This window comes from Nocardia sp. NPDC058244 (assembly GCF_042882065.1).
Classification (GTDB): Bacteria; Actinomycetota; Actinomycetes; order Mycobacteriales; family Mycobacteriaceae; genus Nocardia.
On record NZ_JBHVWX010000002.1, the window covers coordinates 457,289 to 478,177 of the forward strand.

19 protein-coding genes are annotated in these 20,889 nt (G+C 69.1%); 9 read left to right on the forward strand and 10 right to left on the reverse strand.

The genetic code is table 11. The features are described from left to right. Window positions 1–151: 151 nt before the first annotated feature. Together ACFVW6_RS08370 and ACFVW6_RS08375 are read right to left on the reverse strand one after the other, a co-directional pair. Window positions 152–1,612, reverse strand: coding sequence for a catalase (locus ACFVW6_RS08370; protein WP_378824958.1), 1,461 nt, complete (start codon window positions 1,610–1,612; stop codon window positions 152–154). Beyond that, window positions 1,609–2,031 carry a Fur family transcriptional regulator gene (locus ACFVW6_RS08375; RefSeq protein WP_357346603.1) on the reverse strand — a complete coding sequence of 141 codons (423 nt, stop codon included), beginning with the start codon at window positions 2,029–2,031 and terminating at the stop codon, window positions 1,609–1,611. Before ACFVW6_RS08375 ends, ACFVW6_RS08370 begins: the two co-directional genes overlap by 4 nt. Before the next feature lie 348 nt (window positions 2,032–2,379). Between ACFVW6_RS08375 and ACFVW6_RS08380 the strand changes: the two genes are divergently transcribed. Then, window positions 2,380–3,618, forward strand: a complete 1,239-nt coding sequence (locus tag ACFVW6_RS08380) for an APC family permease (RefSeq protein WP_378824956.1) — start codon at window positions 2,380–2,382, stop codon at window positions 3,616–3,618. Window positions 3,619–3,738: 120 nt separating this feature from the next. Further along, complete coding sequence (locus tag ACFVW6_RS08385) at window positions 3,739–5,046, forward strand: serine hydrolase domain-containing protein (protein WP_378825697.1); 1,308 nt, start codon at window positions 3,739–3,741, stop codon at window positions 5,044–5,046. A gap of 1 nt (window position 5,047) precedes the next feature. On the opposite strand, the gene ACFVW6_RS08390 is transcribed toward ACFVW6_RS08385, so the two are convergent. Beyond that, a complete protein-coding gene (locus ACFVW6_RS08390; RefSeq protein ID WP_378824954.1) occupies window positions 5,048–5,479 on the reverse strand; it encodes a nuclear transport factor 2 family protein in 432 nt (143 codons plus the stop codon). Between the two features lie 90 nt (window positions 5,480–5,569). On the opposite strand from ACFVW6_RS08390, the gene ACFVW6_RS08395 reads away from it, so the two are divergent. Further along, entirely contained in the window at window positions 5,570–6,127 is a 558-nt protein-coding gene (locus ACFVW6_RS08395) for a TetR/AcrR family transcriptional regulator (protein WP_378824952.1), read from the forward strand. 58 nt (window positions 6,128–6,185) lie between these two features. On the opposite strand, the gene ACFVW6_RS08400 is transcribed toward ACFVW6_RS08395, so the two are convergent. The 3 genes from ACFVW6_RS08400 to ACFVW6_RS08410 all read right to left on the reverse strand — a co-directional run bounded on the left by ACFVW6_RS08400 (window position 6,186) and on the right by ACFVW6_RS08410 (window position 9,199). After that, window positions 6,186–7,220 carry an aspartate-semialdehyde dehydrogenase gene (locus tag ACFVW6_RS08400; RefSeq protein WP_378824950.1) on the reverse strand — a complete coding sequence of 345 codons (1,035 nt, stop codon included), beginning with the start codon at window positions 7,218–7,220 and terminating at the stop codon, window positions 6,186–6,188. Window positions 7,221–7,223: 3 nt separating this feature from the next. Continuing rightward, window positions 7,224–8,489, reverse strand: coding sequence for an aspartate kinase (locus tag ACFVW6_RS08405; RefSeq protein WP_218716967.1), 1,266 nt, complete (start codon window positions 8,487–8,489; stop codon window positions 7,224–7,226). 137 nt (window positions 8,490–8,626) lie between these two features. After that, window positions 8,627–9,199 carry a dihydrofolate reductase family protein gene (locus ACFVW6_RS08410; RefSeq protein WP_378824946.1) on the reverse strand — a complete coding sequence of 191 codons (573 nt, stop codon included), beginning with the start codon at window positions 9,197–9,199 and terminating at the stop codon, window positions 8,627–8,629. A 71-nt stretch (window positions 9,200–9,270) separates the two neighbouring features. On the opposite strand from ACFVW6_RS08410, the gene ACFVW6_RS08415 reads away from it, so the two are divergent. From ACFVW6_RS08415 to ACFVW6_RS08425, 3 genes are all read left to right on the forward strand, one after another. Continuing rightward, window positions 9,271–9,843: a TetR family transcriptional regulator gene (locus ACFVW6_RS08415; RefSeq protein ID WP_355280951.1), complete on the forward strand. Its 573-nt coding sequence runs from the start codon at window positions 9,271–9,273 to the stop codon at window positions 9,841–9,843. Between the two features lie 98 nt (window positions 9,844–9,941). Beyond that, window positions 9,942–10,400 carry an SRPBCC family protein gene (locus ACFVW6_RS08420; protein WP_378824944.1) on the forward strand — a complete coding sequence of 153 codons (459 nt, stop codon included), beginning with the start codon at window positions 9,942–9,944 and terminating at the stop codon, window positions 10,398–10,400. A 69-nt stretch (window positions 10,401–10,469) separates the two neighbouring features. Further along, window positions 10,470–11,672 (forward strand): low temperature requirement protein A, encoded by a 1,203-nt coding sequence (locus ACFVW6_RS08425; protein ID WP_365009780.1) that lies wholly within the window; start codon window positions 10,470–10,472, stop codon window positions 11,670–11,672. Here the strand turns inward: ACFVW6_RS08425 and ACFVW6_RS08430 are convergent. The 3 genes from ACFVW6_RS08430 to ACFVW6_RS08440 form a co-directional block, all read right to left on the reverse strand. Then, window positions 11,659–12,516, reverse strand: coding sequence for an ion transporter (locus ACFVW6_RS08430; RefSeq protein ID WP_378824941.1), 858 nt, complete (start codon window positions 12,514–12,516; stop codon window positions 11,659–11,661). The two genes, ACFVW6_RS08425 and ACFVW6_RS08430, sit on opposite strands and share 14 nt — an antisense overlap. A gap of 69 nt (window positions 12,517–12,585) precedes the next feature. Beyond that, window positions 12,586–14,220 carry a GMC oxidoreductase gene (locus ACFVW6_RS08435; protein WP_378824939.1) on the reverse strand — a complete coding sequence of 545 codons (1,635 nt, stop codon included), beginning with the start codon at window positions 14,218–14,220 and terminating at the stop codon, window positions 12,586–12,588. 103 nt (window positions 14,221–14,323) lie between these two features. Next, on the reverse strand, window positions 14,324–15,094 hold the full coding sequence (locus ACFVW6_RS08440) for a sulfite exporter TauE/SafE family protein (RefSeq protein WP_355280959.1): 771 nt from the start codon (window positions 15,092–15,094) through the stop codon (window positions 14,324–14,326). A gap of 273 nt (window positions 15,095–15,367) precedes the next feature. Between ACFVW6_RS08440 and leuA the strand changes: the two genes are divergently transcribed. From leuA to ACFVW6_RS08455, 3 genes are all read left to right on the forward strand, one after another. Then, complete coding sequence (leuA, locus tag ACFVW6_RS08445; RefSeq protein WP_355280961.1) at window positions 15,368–17,167, forward strand: 2-isopropylmalate synthase; 1,800 nt, start codon at window positions 15,368–15,370, stop codon at window positions 17,165–17,167. Window positions 17,168–17,516: 349 nt separating this feature from the next. Beyond that, window positions 17,517–19,142: a MinD/ParA family protein gene (locus tag ACFVW6_RS08450; protein WP_378824936.1), complete on the forward strand. Its 1,626-nt coding sequence runs from the start codon at window positions 17,517–17,519 to the stop codon at window positions 19,140–19,142. 26 nt (window positions 19,143–19,168) lie between these two features. Next, window positions 19,169–19,954 carry a DUF6585 family protein gene (locus ACFVW6_RS08455; protein WP_378824934.1) on the forward strand — a complete coding sequence of 262 codons (786 nt, stop codon included), beginning with the start codon at window positions 19,169–19,171 and terminating at the stop codon, window positions 19,952–19,954. On the opposite strand, the gene ACFVW6_RS08460 is transcribed toward ACFVW6_RS08455, so the two are convergent. Then, window positions 19,941–20,840: a LysR family transcriptional regulator gene (locus ACFVW6_RS08460; RefSeq protein WP_378824932.1), complete on the reverse strand. Its 900-nt coding sequence runs from the start codon at window positions 20,838–20,840 to the stop codon at window positions 19,941–19,943. The genes ACFVW6_RS08455 and ACFVW6_RS08460 overlap by 14 nt on opposite strands. Window positions 20,841–20,889 lie beyond the last annotated feature (49 nt).

Sequence of the window (20,889 nt, forward strand, 5' to 3'; positions counted from 1 at the left end):
GAGCCTGCTGTACTGGTTCAGCAACTTCTGACCGAAAAACATCGACGGCGCGGAACGAAATCCGCTCCGCGCCAACCCATTTCCTGCGGACACGACGCGAGGCAGGCAGCCTTTCGGCGTACCTGCCCCGCTGTCGCTCCGATGCGGTGGATCAGCCCTCCCGGCCTGCCCGCACCCCTTCCTCGACGCGCTTGCCCAGATCGGCGTCGACATTGCGCCAGTACTCGAATACTCGACTCAGTACCGGTTCGCTGACACCGGCGAGCACGTGCCCGACGATATTGTCGGCCAAGCGCTCACGCGCCGCCTCGTCGAGGACCTCGCGCACCAGCGTGCCCGCCTGGGTGAAGTCGCCGTCCTCGGCGTGCTCGACATAGCCTGCCCGCACCATCGACGGATCGAATTCCCACAGCCCGCCGTCGCCCGCCGCGGCCGGGTCGGCGTGCGGCCCGCCGAACGAGTTCGGCGCGTAGACCGGCACGTCGGCCGGGTTGTACTGGTACCGCATGGCGCCCTCCTTCGAGTAGGAGTTCACCTCGGCGGCCTTGGCCTGGTTCGGCGGCAGCTGCGCGTAGTTGGTGCCGATGCGGTAGCGGTGCGCGTCGGCGTAGGCGAAGACCCGGCCGAGCAGCATCTTGTCCGGCGAGAAACCGATGCCGGGGACGATGTTGGACGGCTCGAAGGCGGCCTGCTCGATGTCGACGAAGAAGTTGCCCGGATTGCGGTTCAGCGTCCAGGTGCCGACCTCGATCAGCGGGTAGTCCCGCTGCGACCACACCTTGGTCAGGTCGAACGGATTGAACCGGTAGCCCTCGGCCTCGGCGACCGGCATGATCTGCACCTTCAGCGTCCAGCTCGGGAACTCGCCGCGCTCGATCGCCTCCCAGAGGTCCTGGCGGTGGTAGTCGGGATCGGAACCGGCGAGGGTGTCGGCCTCGGCCTGGGTGAGGAACTCGATGCCCTGGTCGGTCTTGAAGTGGTACTTCACCCAGAACCGCTCGCCCTCGGCGTTGATCCACTGGTAGGTGTGCGAGCCGAAGCCGTCCATGTGGCGATAGGTCCTGGGCAGGCCGCGGTCACCCATCAGCCAGGTCACCTGGTGCGCCGACTCCGGGCGCAGCGTCCAGAAGTCCCACTGCATGTTGTGGTCACGCAGGCCGCTGCCCGGCAGCCGCTTCTGCGAGCGGATGAAGTCGGGGAACTTCATCGCGTCCTTGATGAAGAAGATCGGGGTGTTGTTGCCGACGAGGTCGTAGTTGCCGTCCTCGGTGTAGAACTTCACCGCGAACCCGCGCGGGTCGCGCCAGGTGTCCGGGCTGCCCTGCTCCCCGGCCACGGTCGAGAACCGCACCAGCGATTCGGTGCGCGCGCCCGGCTGGAACAGCTTGGCCTTGGTGTAGCGGCTGACATCGCCGGTCACCACCAGCTCACCGTAGGCACCGGACCCCTTGGCGTGCACGATGCGCTCCGGCACCCGCTCGCGGTTGAACTGGGCCAGCTTCTCGATCAGGTAGTGGTCGTGCAGCAGCACCGGTCCCTGGGTTCCGGCGGTCAGCGATTCGTCGTCGCTCTCGACGGCATTGCCGGTGTTCGTCGTGGTCGGCTTGGTCATTTCGCGGCCTCCTGGTTTCGACAGTCGGGGCACAACCCCCAGAAGACGACCTCGGCCTCATCGATCGCGAAACCGTGATCGTCCGCGGGCTGCAGACAGGGCGGGGCGCCGGTCACACAATCGGTGTCGACGACCAGCCCACAACTTCGGCACACCAGGTGATGATGATTATCCCCGGTCCTGGTCTCGAACCGGGCAGGCGAGCCCGCGGGCTCGATCCGCCGCAGGATTCCCACTCGCACGCAGGCGCTGAGCACGTCGTACACGGCCTGCGTCGACACCGCGCCCAACCGCGCCCTGGCGGCCGTCGCGATCGTCTCCGCATCCGAATGCGGCAGCGCGGCAACAGCGTCCAGCACCGCGATCCGGGGCGCGGTCACCCGCAACCCGGCCTCGCGCAACAGTCGGCAAGCGTCCATCTCCTCGGTGTGCACACCATCCACTCTGCCCATTTTCTGGAATAAGTCAAGAAAACGAGTCAATCAAGCAGCCGTTGCGCGGATCACATCCGAGGCGCGGAATAGCTCGAAGGGAGCCTTGGTTGAACACCACTGTCGGCGCCCGAACAGCCCCGGGCCTCACCCCTTTGTCGCTACGAGCGACCACTCGCCGAGAGGCGCTTGTGGGGCGTCGACACCCTGACGGGCCGTCCATGCGGCGGCCCTTCGACTCGAACGCCGCCAGGTCTCCCTCATCGACCTGGCGGCGTTTGCCGTCTCCGGCCGCGTCCGGTCGCGGGACGCCGGGTGATGTTCGACGATGAGCGCATGACTTCCGATCTGCCGTTGCGACGTGAGCTGGGTGTGCGGGACTCGGTGGTGATCGGGCTGGGGGCGATGGTGGGGGCCGGGGTGTTCGCGGCATTGGGGCCCGCGGCGGGGGTGGCCGGGTCGTGGTTGCTGGTGGCGTTGGGGGTGGCGGCGGTGGTGGCGTATTGCAATGCGATGTCGTCGGCGCGGCTGGCGGCGGTGTATCCGGTCTCGGGTGGGACGTATGTGTACGGGCGGGAGCGGCTCGGGGAGTTCTGGGGATACCTGGCGGGGTGGGGGTTCGTGGTCGGGAAGACGGCGTCGTGCGCGGCGATGGCGTTGACCGTGGGGAGTTACGCGTGGCCCGCGCAGGCGCACGGGGTGGCGGTGGGGGTGGTGGTCGTGGTGACCGCGATCAACTATGTGGGCGTGCAGAAGTCGGCGCTGGCGACGCGGGTGATCGTGGGGCTGGTGCTGGCGGTGCTGGCGGCGGTGGTCGTGGTGGGGATCGGTGGGGATCATTCGGCGGCAACGGTTCTCGACGCGGAGATCGGGGCGTACGGCGTGTTGCAGGCGGCGGGTCTGCTGTTCTTCGCGTTCGCAGGCTACGCGCGGATCGCCACGCTCGGCGAGGAGGTGCGCGACCCGGCCCGCACGATTCCGCGGGCGATCATGCTCGCGCTGGCGGGGGCACTGGTGGTGTACGCGCTGGTCGCGGTGGCCGCGCTGCTCACCCTCGGGTCCGGCGGGCTCGCGGCGGCTGGTGATCCGCTGGCGCGGGTCGTCGAGGCGGCCGGGGCGGGGTGGCTGGTGCCAGTGGTGCGGGCCGGGGCGGTGCTCGCGGCGGCCGGGTCGCTGATGGCGCTGATCCTCGGTGTCTCGCGGACCACGCTGGCGATGGCGCGCGACGGGCATCTGCCGCGTCCGCTCGCCGCGGTGCATCCGCGCTACGCGGTGCCGCATCGGGCCGAGCTGGCGGTGGGCGCCGTCGTCGCGGTGCTGGCGGCGACGGTGGACCTGCGGGCGGCGATCGGGTTCTCCTCGTTCGCGGTGCTCACCTACTACCTGATCGCCAATCTGTCGGCGGCCACGCTGACCACGGCCGAGGGCAGACCGCCGCGCTGGGTGCCGGTGCTCGGGGCGCTGGGCTGCGTCGTCGTCGGGTTCGCGCTGCCGATCGGATCGGTGCTCGCCGGCCTCGGGGTGCTGGCCGTCGGCGCGACGATCTATCTGGTTCGGGGCTTTACGGGTAGATGAACATGCCCGCGATTAGGGGATCGGGCGGCCCCGCTATACGGGTTACGGACGGCGGCGCGGGCTAGTCTCGGCCGTATGGGGCTGATCAGGGGATTTTTCGCGGGAACGATCGTGGCTGCACTGGCTTCGGCGACACTGGTCGCCCCACCCGCGGTGGCCGCCCCCACCACCCCGAAGACGTGCGCGGTGACCTCCGCACGCGACCTCGAACGCGCCCGTCCGGAACAGGTCGGACTCGACCCGGCCAAGCTCGACGAGGCCCTGCGCTTCGCCGACACCCGTAACCGGCTCAATGTCCAGGTGTTCCGGCACAACTGCCTCGTCGGGGAGGGCCCGCGCAACGACGAGACCGGTGACGTGGCGTGGAACATCTGGAGCGTCACCAAGTCGGTGGTGTCGCTGCTCGCCGGAATCGCTTCCGATCAGGGCAAACTCGAGATCGGCGCCCCGATCGACCGCTATCTGCCGGGCGGCCTCGGCGACGCGCTGCACCGGTCGATCACGGTGGAGAACCTGCTCACCGAGACCTCGGGGATGAAGGTCGGCGTGCTCACCGAAGGCATCACCGCGGTGATCCCGGTCGACCCGAACAGCGCGATCCAGGCACTGGCGGTGGAGCTGACCAACCCGCCGGGCACCACGTTCAGCTACAGCCAGCGCAATGTCGACCTGCTGTCGTGGGTGATCGAGCTGGCCGTCGGCGAACCGCTGCAGCAGTTCGCGCAGCGCGAGCTGTTCGACCCGCTCGGCATCCCCCGCTCGGACTACTACTGGGCGCGGGACCGGTCCGGGCACACCTACGGCTACGCCCACCTGCTGCTGCCGCCCAATGATCTCGCCAAGATCGGCCTGCTCGTCGCCAACGACGGCCGCTGGGGCGCGCACCGGGTGATCTCGGCCGACTACCTGCGTGCGGCCCGCACCCCGTCACCGCAGAATCACTGCTACGGCTACCTGTTCTGGGTGGGCGCCGACTGCGCGGAGTCGCCCGATTTCCTGCCCGCCGACGGCTTCTTCATGTCGGGGCTCGCCTTGCAGAACGTCTTCTTCCTGCCCGGTCTCGACCTGATGGTCATGTGGACCGGCGCGTTCGGCAACGAGACCGCCTACGGCGCGAGCGGGGTGATCGCGCATCCCGAGGAACTGCCGCACGAGTTCTTCCGCCGGCTGTTCGCGGCGTTCACCGATGCGCCGACGCCGGTCGCCGAACCGTACGTCGAGCCGCCGGTGGAGTTCGATCCGGCGCGGCTGATCGACGCCAACATCCTGCTCGCGGTCTTCGGCATCGGCCCCGGCGCCTATCCGGGCTGCACCGTCTTCGAGTGCCTGAACCAGCCGCTGGCCGCGCCGTTCGCGAGCATTCCGCCGGGATGCGCGGTGCTGGTCTGCCTCGGCGACGATCCACGCACCCCCGGGATCCGGCGCTAGGTCAGGATCGCGAGTCCCCCTCGGCGCCACTGTTGCCGGGATGCCGGAAACGGGACGAGTCCAGGTAGTCGCGGTACAGCACCACCTCACCCGCGCGCACCCGGATCACGTTGATCGCGGAGCGGACCCGGACACGTTCCGCACCCGGACGGGTCACCTCCACCTCGGTCTCCACCACCACGACCTCGGGGTCGTCGGTGGCATAGATCTGCGGATGGACGGCGTGCACCTGGACCGCCGAGGTGGCCGCCCAGCCCTGCCGGAGGGCATCGCGGATCGCCGTGCGGCCGACGATGCGGCCGGGCACGCCCGGCGGCGCGAACGGCATCTCGAAGACGGCGTCGTCGGCGAATTCGGCGGTGAAGGCCGTCGCGTCGCGGGCGGGGAGAACGGTCATCAACCGCTCGACGAGCTGGACCGGGCTTTCGGTCATCGGAGCATCCTTCATAACCGGAACGATGGACCCGCTTATCATCCGGAACCAGCGCCCCGGTTGTCAACGGTCGTCGCTAGAATCGCCACCGTGCCCGACGAACCACGCCCGCTGCGCGCCGACGCCCGCCGCAATCGCGCGCTGGTCCTCACTGCGGCACAGGAAGCCTTTGCCGCTGAAGGACTTTCGGTACCGATCGACGAGATCGCGCGCCGCGCCGGCGTCGGCGCCGGCACCGTGTACCGGCACTTCCCGACCAAGGAAGCGCTGTTCACTGCCGCGATCATCGACCGGGTCGAACGCGCCGCGGCCTATGCGCGGGAACTGTCCGAGGCCGACGATGCCGGGGCGGCGTTCTTCGAATTCCTGGCATTTCTCGGCCGGGAGAACGGTGTGAAGCGCGATCTCGCCGACGCGGTCGGCTCGGATCGGCTGGCCACGCTCGGCGCGGCGGCCGACCTGGCCGGCGCCATCGGCACGCTGCTGCGGCGCGCGCAGCGGGACGGCGCGATCAGGTCCGATATCGATGTCGACGACCTGATGCTCATCCTGAAGGCCGGATTCGGCGCCACTCGCGAAGCCGACGATCGGCAGCGGCAGCTGACCTTCGCGGTCATCCTGGACGGACTGCGCCGGGTCGAGTCCTGAGCACGAAAAACGGGCCTGCCCACCGGTATCGGTGGTCAGGCCCGTTCGACGGCGATGCTCAGCGGTTGTTCAGGAGGACTTCCGCGATCTGAATGGTGTTGAGCGCGGCGCCCTTACGCAGGTTGTCGCCGGAGATGAACAGCGCGAGGCCGCGGCCGTTCGGGACGCCCGGATCCTGGCGGAGGCGGCCGACCAGCGAGTCGTCCTGGCCCGCGGCGGCCAGCGGGGTCGGCACGTCGACCAGGCGCACGCCCGGCGCCTTGGCCAGCAGTTCCTGCGCCTGCAGCACCGAAAGCGGTTCGGCGAATTCGGCATTGATCGACAGCGAGTGACCGGTGAAGACCGGCACGCGCACACAGGTGCCGCTGACCAGCAGGTCGGGCAGGCCGAGAATCTTGCGGCTCTCGTTGCGCAGCTTCTGGTCCTCGTCGGTCTCGCCGGAGCCGTCGTCGACCAGCGCGCCTGCCAGCGGGATCACGTCGAACGCGATCGGGGCGACGTACTTGTTCGGCGCGGGGAACTCCACGGCGCTGCCGTCGTGGACCAGCTTCTCGGCGTCGGCGGCCACCGCGCGGATCTGCGTGGCGAGCTCCTCGACACCGGCCAGGCCACTCCCGGACACGGCCTGGTAGCTCGACACGATCAGGCGCTGCAGGCCCGCCACGTCGTGCAGCGGCTTGAGCACCGGCATCGCGGCCATGGTGGTGCAGTTCGGGTTCGCGATGATGCCCTTGGGCAGGTTGCGCGTGGCCTCGGGGTTGACCTCCGAGACGACCAGCGGCACATCGGGATCCTTGCGCCAGGCCGAGGAGTTGTCGATCACGGTGACACCCGCCGCGGCGAAGCGCGGGGCCTGCACGCGGGACATGGTGGCACCGGCCGAGAACAGCGCGATGTCCAGACCCGACGGATCGGCGGTCTCGGTGTCCTCGACGACGATCTCGCCGCCGCGCCACGGCAGCGTCTTGCCGGCCGAGCGCGCGGACGCGAAGAACCGCACCTCGTCGGCCGGGAAGTTGCGCTCTTCCAGCAGCTTGCGCATGACGGCGCCGACCTGACCGGTCGCGCCGACGACTCCTACCCGTACACCCATCGCTTAACGCCCCGTTCCGCCGTGGACGACGGCGGCCTCTTCGCCGCCGAGATCGAAGGCCTTGTGCAGGACCTGCACGGCCTCGTCGAGTTCGGTGTCGCGCACGAGCACCGAGATCCGGATCTCCGAGGTGGAGATCAGGTCGATGTTCACGCCCGCGTTGGCGAGCGCCTCACAGAAGGTGGCGGTGACGCCCGGGTGCGACTTCATGCCCGCGCCGACCAGGGAGACCTTGCCGATGTGGTCGTCGTAGAGGACCTGCGCGAAGCCGATCTCGTCCTGCCGCTTGGTGAGCATCTCGACCGCGCGGGCGCCGTCGGTCTTGGGCAGGGTGAAGGTGATGTCGGTCTTGCCCGTGTCGACCTTGGAGATGTTCTGCAGCACCATGTCGATGTTGATCTCGGCGTCGGCGACCGCGCGGAACACCTTGGCCGCGTAGCCCGGCTCGTCCGGCAGGGCGACGACGGTCACCTTGGCCTCGCTGCGGTCGTGCGCGACGCCGGTCAGGATTGCCTGCTCCACGGGAATGTCCTCCATCGATCCGAAAACAGTGGTGCCGATCTTGTCGGTGTAGGACGACCGGACATGAACGGGAACGTTGTAGCGGCGCGCGTACTCCACGCAGCGCAGCATGAGCACCTTCGAGCCGCAGGCGGCCATCTCGAGCATCTCCTCGTAGGAGATCTTGTCGAGCTTCTGCGCGTCGCCGACGATGCGCGGGTCGGCGCTGAAGATGCCGTCCACGTCGGTGTAGATCTCGCAGACATCGGCTTTCAGCGCCGCGGCCAGGGCGACGGCGGTGGTGTCGGAACCGCCGCGGCCCAGCGTGGTGACGTCCTTGCTGTCCTGGCTGACGCCCTGGAAACCGGCGACCAGCACGATCTGTCCCTCGGCCAGCGCCTCCTGCAGGCGGCCCGGGGTGACGTCGATGATCTTGGCGTTGCCGTGCGCGCCGGTGGTGATCACGCCGGCTTGGGATCCGGTGAACGAGCGTGCTTCGGCGCCGAGCGAATGAATCGCCATGGCCACCAGCGCGTTCGAGATGCGCTCGCCGGAGGTGAGCAGCATGTCCATCTCGCGAGCAGGCGGCGCGGGGGCCACCTGCTCCGCGAGATCGAGGAGTTCGTCGGTCGTGTCGCCCATGGCCGAGCAGACCACGACGACGTCGTGGCCCTGCTTCTTGGTCTCCACGATCCGTTCAGCGACGCGCCGGATCCGCTCGGCGGTGGCCACCGAGGATCCTCCGTACTTCTGAACAACGAGAGCCACGGCTAGGTCCTTCACGATCGACAGTCAGGCTTGGTATCAGCGACCTAGACTACCGGCCCAGGTCCACCGGATTTGCCGCTACCTCCCCAGCCTGTGGAAAACGACACAGGCTCGTCACCTGTGGATAACCGCGGAAATCAGGCCCGGGTGAACCAGGTGACCTGCGTGCCGTTGTCGAATTCCTTGCGCTGCACCGGCGTGAAGGATGTCGGTTGGAAGACGCCGGTGAACGCGTGTACTCCGTCGCCCGCGATGACCGGGTAGCTCTTGACGACCATCTCGTCGATCTCGCCGATGAGCTGACCGGCCAGGTTCCCGCCGCCGCACAGCCAGATGTCGCCGCCCTCCCCTCGCTTGAGCTCGCGCACCAGCTCGGCCGGATCGCCGGCGAAGATCTCGACGCCGGGGTGATCGGCCTGGTCCAGCGAGGACGAGACGACGTACTGCTTCAGGTGCGAGAACGGGCTCTCGACGTGCTCGCCCGGGAGGATGTAGGTGCCGCGACCCATCAGCACCGTGTCCCACTTGACGGCGGGCAGCTCGGGGTCCATCCCGATGTGCGGGCGGATATGGGTCGGAATCGAATCGGGGAACTCGGCCGTCATCCATTCCATGTAGTTCTGCGGCGTCGGATAGAAGTCCACCTCACCGCCGGGACCTGCGATGTAGCCGTCGAGCGAGACACCGATGTAGTAGACAAGCTTTCGCATGGGTACCGCCTAAATTGTTGTACTCTGAATGAAGTGGTTTGAACGTAGTACTACAGACGGAGTGGTGTCAAGTGCGAACTAATCCCGAACGACGGCAGGCGCTGCTGGACGCGGCGATCGAGGTGCTGGCAGGTGAGGGCGCGCGCGGCCTCACCTTCCGCGCGGTGGACAAGCAGGCCGGGGTGCCCGTCGGCACCGCGTCCAACTACTTCACCAGCCGCGACGAGCTGCTCACCCAGGCAGGCACCCGGTTCTACGAGGTGGTCCAGCCGACCGAGGAGACGATGGCGCTGGTCAGCGAGGGACCCAAGACGGTCGAGAACATCACCGCGCTGATGAAGGAGGTGGTCGGACGGCTCGAATCGCACCGCACCGCCTACCTCGCCCTCCTCGAATTGCGGCTGGAGGCGACCCGGCGTCCGGAGCTGCGCGAAGTGCTCACCGAGCGGGTCAGGGCCGACCTCGATTTCAATGTCCGCAACCACCTGGCGTCCGGCCAGCCGGGCGACGAAGCCTCGGTGCTCCTGCTGTATCTGGCCCTGAATTGGCTCATTGTCGAACACCTCACACTGCCCGGAATCTTCACCGAGCAACAGAGCATGGAACTGATCGAAACCGCCGTCGAGCGGGCAATACGCCCCTGACCCGGTCATTTGTCCAGACCATAGACGTGTTGACGATCACTGGTACAACTGTGCACAATCGGGCGCGAACACAGCGGGGGTTTCGGAGGACAGGCAAGATGCGCTCGAAGATCGACATCCGATTCACCGTCGATGCTCCCGTCGGCCAGATCATGGATGCGTTGCTCGCCGTCGACCTGCTGGCCGAGTGGTCGACGACCTACAGCGACGTTCGCGTCGGCCCCCGCGACGCCGACGGCAGGCCGCGCCGGGTCTTCGTCACAGCGACCTTCATGGGCAACTCCGACTCACAGGTCCTCGAGTTCTTCTGGGAACACAACCGGGTGTCCTGGGAGGTCGTCGACAGCAGCCGCGGGTCCAAGGGCAGCGGCTCGTTCGACCTGCTCGAGACCCCCGAGGGCATCGAGATCGACTACCACGTCGAGATCCAGCTGCCGCTGCCCATCCCCGGCATCCTGTTCAAGCGCACCCTGCGCAAGGTGAGTGACGAGGTCGTCGCGAACTTCATCGACTTCGCCGAGCGGTATCCCGAGATCGAGCGATACGGCGTCGGCTAGCGGTTGCGCCGACGGCGAAAGCTCCGTCCGTTCCGCGCGGACGACGACGCCGGGTGCGACGATGTGCGCATGATCGGTACTCGACGGGTTCGGTTCCAGCAGGTGGCCGAAGGCGCCTCGGTGACCCAGCTCGAACTGTTCTTCGACCTCGTGATCGTCTTCGCGTTCACCATGGTCACCGCGCTGGCCGCCGACGATCCGACCGCGGCCAACGTGGTCCGCGCCGGACTGGTGCTCGCGCTGATGTGGTGGCTGTGGATCGCCTACTCCTGGCTGGGCAATGTGGTCAGGGCCGACGAGGGCATCGCCCGGGTCGCGATGTTCGTCGCGATGGGCGGCGCGTTCATCGCGGCACTGACCATCCCCGAGGCGTTCGACGACCTGAGCGGCGGCTGGTTCGGCCCGCTGGTCTTCGCCATCGCCTACCTCGTGGTCCGGCTGGTGCACGTCTCGATCTTCTGGGTGATCAGCGCCGAGGACTCCCAGCTGCGCGGGCAGTTGCTGCGCTGGGCGATCGGCTCGATCACCCTCGGCACCAGCCTGCTCGTCGTCGCCGCCATGACCGACGGCCTCACCCAGATCCTGCTGTGGCTGGGCGCGATCGCCGGCGACATGCTCTGGACCTGGTTCGCGGGCAGCGATTGGCGGATCAACTCGGCCTCGCATTTCGCCGAGCGGTACGGGCTGATCGTCATCATCGCGCTCGGCGAGTCCATCGTCTCGATCGGCATCGGGGTCGCGGGTCTGCCGATCTCGTGGCCGATCGCGCTCGGTTCGATGCTCGGGCTCGCGGTGTCGGGCCTGCTGTGGTGGCTGTACTTCGACGTCGCGGCGATCTCGATCGAGCACGCCTTCGCGCATTCCCGCGGCGCACACCAGATCAAGATCGCCCAGCGCAGCTACACCTACGGGCATTTCCCGATGATCGCCGGTGTCATCGCGCTCTCGCTCGGGCTGAAGAAGGTGCTGTACTACGTCGGCGACGCCTCGCACCACAAGCTCACCGACGCGCTGCACGGGATTCCGCTGATCGCGCTCTACGTCGGGCCCGCCCTGTTCCTGCTCGGCGTGATCGCGGCGAAATACTATGCGACCAAGTCGATCTCGCTCCCCCGCGTGGTCACCGCGGTGATCCTGGTCGCGCTCGTCCCGGTGGCGACGAAGCTACCGGCGCTCGCCGCGCTGACGCTGCTCTGCGCGGTGCTGGCCCTGCTGGTGATCTTCGAGACCGTGCGCTACGCGACCCCGCGCGACGAGATCAGGCACGCTTGACCTGATCGAGGTGGTGCCGCACGCCGTGCTCGGCGGGCGTCGCCCCGCGGTGCGACGGCGGCACGTTGATGCCGGCGCGCACCGCGTCGTTGATCTGATCGAGGTTCTCCCGCAGCATGTCGGCGACCAGTTCGTCGGTGCGCGGATCGTCGAGCAGCTGGCGCAGCATCCGGTACACGGTGTCGGCGACGAGCCGGATGATGTCGTCGTGGAACGGGAGATAGCGCAGCTTGCTGGTCGCCGGGTCGTTCTTGATCAGGTCGACGATCATCTGGTCGACCTCGGCGTGGTTCTCCTCCAGCGCCGCGGCGATGTTCTTGGTGTAGTGGCCTGCCCGCAGGACCTTGGAGACCTCGTCGAGGATCGCGATCGTCATCGGGCGCTTGATCACGTCGACGATGGTGCCGACGAACCGGTTCACCACCGTCGCGGTGACCCGCTCGCCCAGCGCGCGATCGGCGACCCGGCCGAGCCGGATCAGGATCACCACGATCCGCAGCAGCCGGAAGCCGCGGAAGATCGGGCTGGTCACCGGGATCATGCCGAGCACTTCGTACCAGTAGATGAACGGGAAGCTCCACGGCCAGCCCGCCCGGCGCCACCGCCACAGGAACTCGATCAGGAAGATGCCGCAGATCGTCCAGTCGGTGACCACGATCGCGTGATAAGTCGTCCCGGAGACCGGGAAGAAGGTGACCCACACGACCAGCCCGACCGAGATGATGGCCAGCACCAGCATGAACAGATCGGTCTTCAGCGACGGCGTCTTGGAGCGCACGTCCGGCAATGCCTCGATCCGCTCGATGCCCGGTGAGGCCACCTCGGTACTCCCTTCGAACGCCATCGTCCTTGCCGAGCGTACGGCCGAATCGGCGCGGATCGGTCACATTGCGCGCGACCGTCCGCGCGAGTGTCAGCGACCGGCGCCGATGACGGCCGCGATATTGCGTTCGGCCAGCGCGGTGATCGTGAGCGAGGGGTTGACCGTGGCGGTGCTGCCGGGGATCGCCGCGCCGTCCATCACGTAGAGGCCGGGGTGCCCGTGCACGCGGCCGAACGCGTCGGTCGCCTTGCCGAGCACCGCGCCGCCCAGCGGATGCGCGGTGAACTGGGCGTTCGCGTCGTAGCCGAGCGCGCCGTACTCGGCGACCGCGCCCGCGCGTTCGGCGATCCGGTGATCGACCGCGCGCGCCGCGTCGACGACGGCGTTCTGCGCGCCCGCCGACCAGCTCAGCCCGACACCGCCGCCGTGGTAGCCGAAGCGGGCCCTGGTCGAGTCGAGCACCATGCCGAGCGACGCGAGCGCGCCGGTCTCGAACGGAATGCCGGGGATGTACCAGTTCTCCAGCGTCAGCGGGACGCCGGACGCGTCGAAGACGCGGCTCGCGCTCGGCACGCCCTGCCCCTGGCCCGCCACCGCGCTCGCGCCGCGGGCCAGCACCACGTCACCGTTGGTGCCCCAGCCGTCGCCGACGTGCTCGTTGAGGTTGGGCAGCGCGCCGGTGGCCTGGGCCCGGACCAGCAATTCGGAGGTGCCGACGGAACCAGCGCCGAGGAACAGCTTGTCGCAGGTCAGCGTGCGGGTGCCGAGGTGCTGACCGGTCGGGGCCAGTTTCGTCACCGTGACCACGAACTTGCCGCTCGCCTCCTGGGCGATGGCGTCGACGCGGTGGCCCGGGTACACCTGCGACCTGCCGGTCTCCCTGGCGTAGCGCAGGTAGTTCTGGTTCAGGTCGAACTTCGCGCCGTTGGAATTGCCCAGGTTGGAGCGGGCGGCGGTGGCCGAGGCGCGGGAATTGCCCGCCAGCTCGCTGCGCAGCACGTCCCAGGTGAAGATCGAATCGTTGGCCACCGGCTGATAGCCCGCGGCGCGGACCTGGTCGTCCCACGCGCGTGAGTGCGCGAACGGCGCGGACTGGTAGATGTCGGCGGGCATCGGGTCCAGCCGCAGCATCTCACGCACCCGCGGGTAGTAGACGCGCTCGAGCTCGCCGTAGTCGACGACGCCACCGAAGACGTGGTCGAACAGCTTGCGCTCGGGCGCCACCATCGCGCCGGTGAAGATCACCGAGCCGCCGCCGACCGCGGCCGCGCGCCACACGTCGATCCCCGGGTACTCGGTGACATCGAGGACGCCGCCGAACTTGCCGAAGCTCATCGGCACCTTGGTGACGCCGGTGAAGCTGGTGCGGTGCCAGAAGCCGCGGCCGTCGGGCAGGTCGTCGCCGGTGAAGATCTCCCGCCACGGGTCGTTGGGCCAGCGCGAACCGCGCTCGAGCACGGTGTTGGCGATCCCGGCCTGGGCCAGCCGCAGTGCGGTGACGGCGGCACCGAAGCCGGAACCGATGACGATGGCCTCGGTGTGCGCCGGCGCGTCGGGGATGGGCTCGAAGATCTCCGGTACCCAGGTACGGAACATCGCCTCGCGCGGATCGGCCGCGGCGGCCGTGGTCGTCAGCGTCGTCCCCACGGCACCGGCGATCGTCGCCAGTCCCGCCGCCTTGAAGAAGGCACGTCTGTGCACCAGGCCACCTCCCTCATCACGCATGGCCGAGCGCAGGATACCCCGTGTGAAACGCCAATGGTGTTCAACCGAGGGGCCTTTGGTGGTAGTCACAACCACCGGGCGGGCCGCATGACGCGGCCCCCGCTCACCCGGACGTCAGCAGCCGGATCACCGCGATCGTGCCGACGACGACGATCACCGCGCGCAAGACGTTCGGCGAGAGCCTGCGGCCCACCTTCGCGCCCAGCTGGCCGCCGATGATCGAACCGACCGCGATCAGCGCGACGGCCTGCCAGTTCACCTCGGCGATCAGGATGAAGATCACCGCCGACACCGCGTTGACGATCAGCGCCAGCACGTTCTTCACCGCGTTGAGCCGCTGGATGTCCTCGTGCACGAACACCCCGAGCAGGCCGAGCAGCAGCACGCCCTGGGCGGCGCCGAAGTAGCCGCCGTAGATGCCGGTGCCGAACACCGCGACCAGCAGGATCGGGCCGCCGTGCGCGGGGGTGGCCGCGTCACCGTCGGCCCTGCGCCGCTTCACCCAGGCCGCCAGCCGGGGCTGCACGACCACGAGGATCAGCGCGGCGATGATCAGCACCGGCACGATCGCCTTGAAGGCCTCCGCGGGCATGACGAGCAGCAGGATCGCGCCGGTGATGCCGCCGAGCAGCGAGGCGGTGCCCAGCTGCAGCAGTCGCGACCGCTGTCCTTCCAGTTCGCGCCGGTAGCCGATCACCCCGCTGACCGAGCCGGGGACCAGACCGATCGTGTTCGACACGTTCGCCGTCACCGGCGGCAAACCGAAGGCAAGCAGGGTGGGGAAGGTGATGAGCGTGCCGGAGCCGACGATCGTGTTGATGCCGCCCGCGGCGATGCCCGCCGCGAGCACGGCCACTTGCTGTAACCAGGTCATCCGAGTTCCTTTGTGACGTCTCGTCGGACGCGATGGTCCGTACAAGCGTGCGATTCGCAGAAAACCGTACCGCTCGCTTACTACCGGCCGGTTTCCCCAGGCCGCTTACCAGCGGGGTAGGGCACGCGGTAAGCTCGAAGGATCATGCAGCGGGCACTTCTTCTCGGCCGCCGCGACGGGTTCTGATACGGACCGGCTCCCGTCGCGGGGTTCCAACGCGCCGGTCGACCCGCTCCCACCAGGGAATCCACTCACATCCACGGAGAAACTTGCATGTCCTCGGCTGACGCATTCGTATCCGCTTCGCGCACCATCACGGCCCCCGGCAAACCCGCACCGGCCGACCAGCCCGCCTGGAACCACCAGAAGAACTCGTCGATGCCGTCGTTCCGGTACCGGCCCTTCGCCGAAGAGGTCGAGCCCATCTCGGTGCCCGACCGCACCTGGCCCGACAAGATCATCGATCGCGCCCCCGCGTGGTGCGCCGTCGACCTGCGTGACGGCAACCAGGCGCTCATCGACCCGATGAGCCCGGCCCGCAAGCGCCGCATGTTCGACCTGCTCGTCCGGATGGGCTACAAGGAGATCGAGGTCGGCTTCCCGGCCGCCAGCCAGACCGATTTCGACTTCGTCCGCGAGATAATCGAGGACGGCGCGATCCCCGCCGACGTCACCATCCAGGTGCTGACCCAGTGCCGCCCCGAGCTGATCGAGCGCACCTTCGAGGCCTGCAACGGCGCGCCGAACGTCATCGTGCACTTCTACAACTCCACCTCGATCCTGCAGCGTCGCGTGGTCTTCCGCGCCGAGCGCGACGCGGTGAAGAAGATCGCCACCGACGCCGCCACCCTGTGCCTGGAGATCGAGCAGCGCTACCCCGACACCGAGTGGCGCTACGAGTACAGCCCGGAGTCCTACACCGGCACCGAGCTGGACTACGCCCGTGAGGTCTGCGACGCGGTCTCGGCGATCATCGCGCCGACCCCGGCCAAGCCGCTGATCATCAACCTGCCCGCCACCGTCGAGATGGCCACCCCGAACGTGTACGCCGACTCGATCGAGTGGATGCACCGCAACCTTGCCCGCCGCGATTCGATCGTGCTGTCGCTGCACCCGCACAACGACCGCGGCACCGCCGTCGCGGCCGCCGAGCTGGGTTACCAGGCCGGCGCCGACCGCATCGAGGGCTGCCTGTTCGGCAACGGCGAGCGCACCGGCAACGTCTGCCTGGTGACGCTGGGCATGAACATGTTCTCCCGCGGCATCGACCCGCAGATCAACTTCTCCGACATCGACGAGGTTCGTCGCACGGTGGAGTACTGCAACCAGCTGGCCGTGGCCGAGCGCCACCCGTACGGCGGCGACCTGGTCTACACCGCCTTCTCCGGCAGCCACCAGGACGCCATCAACAAGGGCCTGGACGCGATGAAGGCCACCGCCGACGCGCAGAACGCCGACGTCGCCGACATCACCTGGGAGGTCCCGTACCTGCCGATCGACCCGAAGGACGTCGGCCGCACCTACGAAGCCGTCATCCGGGTGAACTCGCAGTCCGGCAAGGGCGGCGTCGCCTACATCATGAAGACCGATCACGGCCTGGTGCTGCCGCGCCGGCTGCAGATCGAGTTCTCGCAGGCGATCCAGGCGATCACCGACGGTGAGGGCGGCGAGGTCACGCCCAAGGAGATGTGGGACGTCTTCGCCACCGAGTACCTGAACCCGATCCTGCCGCTGGAGCGGATGCGCCAGAAGGTGACCGCGTCGGAGACCGACGGCGGCGTCGACACCATCGTCGCCACGGTCAAGGTCGACGGCGTCGAGCAGGAGATCACCGGGTCCGGCAACGGCCCGCTGGCCGCGTTCGTCGACGCGATCGCCACCGTCGGCTTCGACGTGCGGGTGCTCGACTACAGCGAGCACGCCATGTCCGCCGGTGACGACGCGCAGGCCGCCGCCTACGTCGAGGTCGCGATCGGCGACAAGGTCGTGTGGGGCGTCGGCATCGCCACCTCGATCACCACCGCGTCGCTGCGCGCCGTCGTCTCGGCGGTCAACCGCGCCGCCGCGCGCTAGTTCGACACCGCGAAGGCCGGGTCCGCGATGCGCGGGCCCGGCCTTCGCCGGTTGTGCACAGGGCCGGAAGGGCTGTGGACAACTCGGGCCCGACCGGTCGGCTTCGGTGCGGATCTACCGGTTGAGCTGCGCGCTTGCCGGGCCGGAGCGGTTCTCCGGGCGGCCGCCCCCGGCGCGCGGAAATTAGCACCGTGCTAGCGTTTTGGTGCACATTCAGCGCCGAGCTTCCTGCTCGTTCATCGGGCAAAGTGGGGGAACTGTGACCAACAACGACCATAATCCGACGTCTCCGCCCTGGCTGCAGAGTCCGTCGGCTGAGACGGCCGACGCTGCGTCCGGATCCGCCGGGGTGCAGACGGCCACCGACGACGACCTCGAGCCGACGGCCGCCACCGCCGAGCAGGCCGACGACGCCGCCGAGCCGCAGCCCGCCGAGGCCGCCGCGGCCGAGCCGCACGCCGGGCTCGCCGAGCAGACGGTGTTCCAGCCCGGTGGCTTCGTGCCGGGCCCGTTCGCGCCGAACCAGTATCCGGGCGCGCCCGATCCGTACCAGAGCGGCGGCGCGCATCCCGTCGTGAACGGCCCCGAGCAGCAGCCGTGGCCGGGTCAGCCCGTGCCGGGCGCCGAACAGCCGTGGCCCGGTCAGCCGGTGCCCGGCGCCGAGCAGCCGTGGCCCGGTCCGCAGGCCACCGGTGAGCAGCCGTACCCCGGCGCTCCCGGGCCGTATCCTGGCGCGCCCGAGCAGCCGCAGTTCCCCGGGCAGGAGCAGCAGCCGCCGCAGGGCCAGCAGTCCGAACCCATCTACAGCTGGGCGCCCCCGCCGCCGCCGATGTACCAGCCGCCGATGCCGGGTGGCATGCCGCCCGGTCAGGTGCCCGGCCAGCCGGGTCCGCTCGGCCCGCCGCCCGGACAGCCGCAGTGGCAGGGCGGACCGGCGCAGCAGCATCAGCCGTTCCAGCCGCAGCACGTGCCCGCACCTGGTCAGCCGGGCCATTCGGTCAACGACCTGAACCTGCTCAAGCGGGCCCGCAAGGCGCCGCGCAGCGGGTGGCGCCGCGCTGTGCACAAGGCCTCCGGCGGCATGATCAACCCGGGTGAGTCGGCGGCCGACGTCGTCCATCGCGACCTCGCCGAGCGGGTCAACCAGCCGGTCCGCGGCGACTATCGGATCGCGATCCTCTCGCTCAAGGGTGGCGTCGGCAAGACCACCACCACGGTCGGTCTCGGTTCCACCTTCGCCTCGCAGCGCGGTGACCGCGTCATCGCGATCGACGCCAACCCCGACCTGGGCACCCTCGCCCACCGGGTGCCGCGCCAGACCCGCTCGACGGTGCGCAACCTGCTCGAGGACCAGAACATCACCCGCTACTCGGACGTGCGCGCGCACACCTCGCAGGCCCCGAGCCGGCTGGAAGTGCTCGCCTCCGAGCAGGACCCGGCCGTGTCGGAGGCCTTCAGCGAGGCCGATTACCGCAAGGCGATCGGCATCCTGCAGTCGTTCTACAACATCATCCTGACCGACTGCGGCACCGGTCTGATGCACTCGGCGATGTCGGGCGTGCTGGACATGGCGAGCTCGCTGGTGCTGGTCACCTCACCCGCGATCGACGGTGCGCGCAGCGCGTCGGCGACGCTGGACTGGCTCGACCACCACGGCTACAGCAAGCTCGTCGAGCGGACCGTCGTCGTCGTGAACGCCTCGCGCCGCGGCGCCTCGACGGTCGACCTGGACCAGCTGCGCAAGCTGTTCCTCGACCGCACCCGGGCCGTGCAGATCGTCCCGTTCGACGATCACCTGGCCGAGGGCGCCGAGATCGACCTCGAGCTGGTCAGCAAGCCGACCAGGCGGGCGCTGCTCGAACTGGCCGCCATGGTCGCCGACGATTTCGGCTACCACGGGCAGCAGCAGGGCCAGCAGTTCGCGCCGCCGGGGCAGTCCTACCAGGGCCAGCAGTACCAGCCGGGGCAGTACTGACGTAGCCGGATCAACCGGGGGGGAACGTGTCCGAGGTCGATGCCGCGCGCCAGATCGCGGATGTGGCGGCCGGAGCCGGGCTGGGTCAGCACCGGGCGGCGTACGCACCGACGGTGATGGCGTGGAGCCGGATTCGCGTGATCGGCGTCGTGGCGGGTGTCGCGCTCGCGGTCACGGCCCTGGCCTTCGTCATCGAGCAGGCCGGGATCGCCTGGATCACCGGGCTGACCGCGCTCGGCGCCGTCTTCGCGTTCGTCCTGAGCACGGCGCAGGCGTGGTGGCACGAGCGGGAGACCGCGGGTAACCGGCTCGCCGTCTACGACCACGGCCTGGTCGCGGTGCTGGGCGGGCATATCGGCGTCGCGCGGTTCGACTCGACGACGGTGCTGCGGAAGATCGTCCGCACGCGTGCCGACGGCGGGCCGGTCAGCACCGTCGCCACCTACACGCTCACCGATCTCGCCGGTCGGCACTTCGTGCTCGACAGCTCGTTCGCCGATGCCGAGCAGTGGGGCGACTGGATCCAGCAGGCCGTCACGGCGGCCCAGCTGCCACGGGCGCTCGCGGCCGTCCACGCCGGACACCGCCTCGACTTCGGCGGCATCTGGCTGACCGGCACCGAGATCGGCACGCGCAACAAGAGCGTGCCGTGGCACCGGGTCCAGGGCCTGCGAACGGTGTCGGGGCATGCCGAGATCGCCGTCGAGGGCAGGTGGTTCGAGCTGGACTCGACCGCGGTCGCCGACATCCCCAACATCGGCATCCTGCGCGCGCTGGTCGAGCGGCTGTGCGCGCCGGTCAGCGCGCGCTGACGTCGCGGGCCGCGGCCTCGAAGGCGTCGAGCACCGCGGCGATGGCGGGGCGCCGGTGCGCCTGCGGCCGGGTGAGGAGTTCGTACACCCGCGCCGCGCGCACGCCGGCCAGTCGCAGCACCGACAGCCCGGGATGCGCGACCGCGAAGCGTGGCATCAGCGCGACACCGTAACCCGAGGCCACCAGCGTTTCGATCACCCGGAACTCGTTGAGCCGCTGCGCGATCCGCGGCCGCACCCCGGTGATGGTGGCGATCGATTCGAGCACGTCGTCGACGGGGAATCCGCCGCGCACGCTCACCCACACCTCGTCGGCCAGCTCCTCCGGGCGGACCGCGGGCCTGCCCGCCAGCGGGTGCGTCGCGGCGACGACGACGTCGATCGGTTCCCGCATCAGCACCCGCGCCGAGAGCCGGGGACCGGCGGGCGATGGCGCGCGTTCGTCGCGATGGGTGAGCACGACGTCGTAGTCGGCCAGCAGCTTGGGTGCCGCCGACGGCGGCAGGTCCTCGTCGCCCGCGACGAGCTCTACGCCGCTGCCGGACAGCGCGGTGAGCACCGGCGGCAGCAGCAGCGCGGCGCCGGACGGGAACGACGCCACCCTGACCTGCCCGCGCGGCGAGCCGCGGTAGTGCGCCATCTCGGCGGTCGCCCGCTCCATCGCGGCGAGCACGTCATCGGCCCGCAGCACCAGCGCCTGTCCGGCGTCGGTGAGCCGCACCCGGCGCCCGTCCGGCTCGAGCAACGCGACGCCGGCTTCCCTGGCGAGCACCTTCAGTTGCTGGGAGACCGCCGACGGCGTCATCGACAGCGCCTCGGCGACCGCGGCGACCGTGCCGCGATCGGCCAGCTCGCGCAGAATCCGCAGTCGGTCGATGGAAAACATGAAGAAAATCTACTTTATTGATCCACTTTTATTCGATTGTCCTGATGCT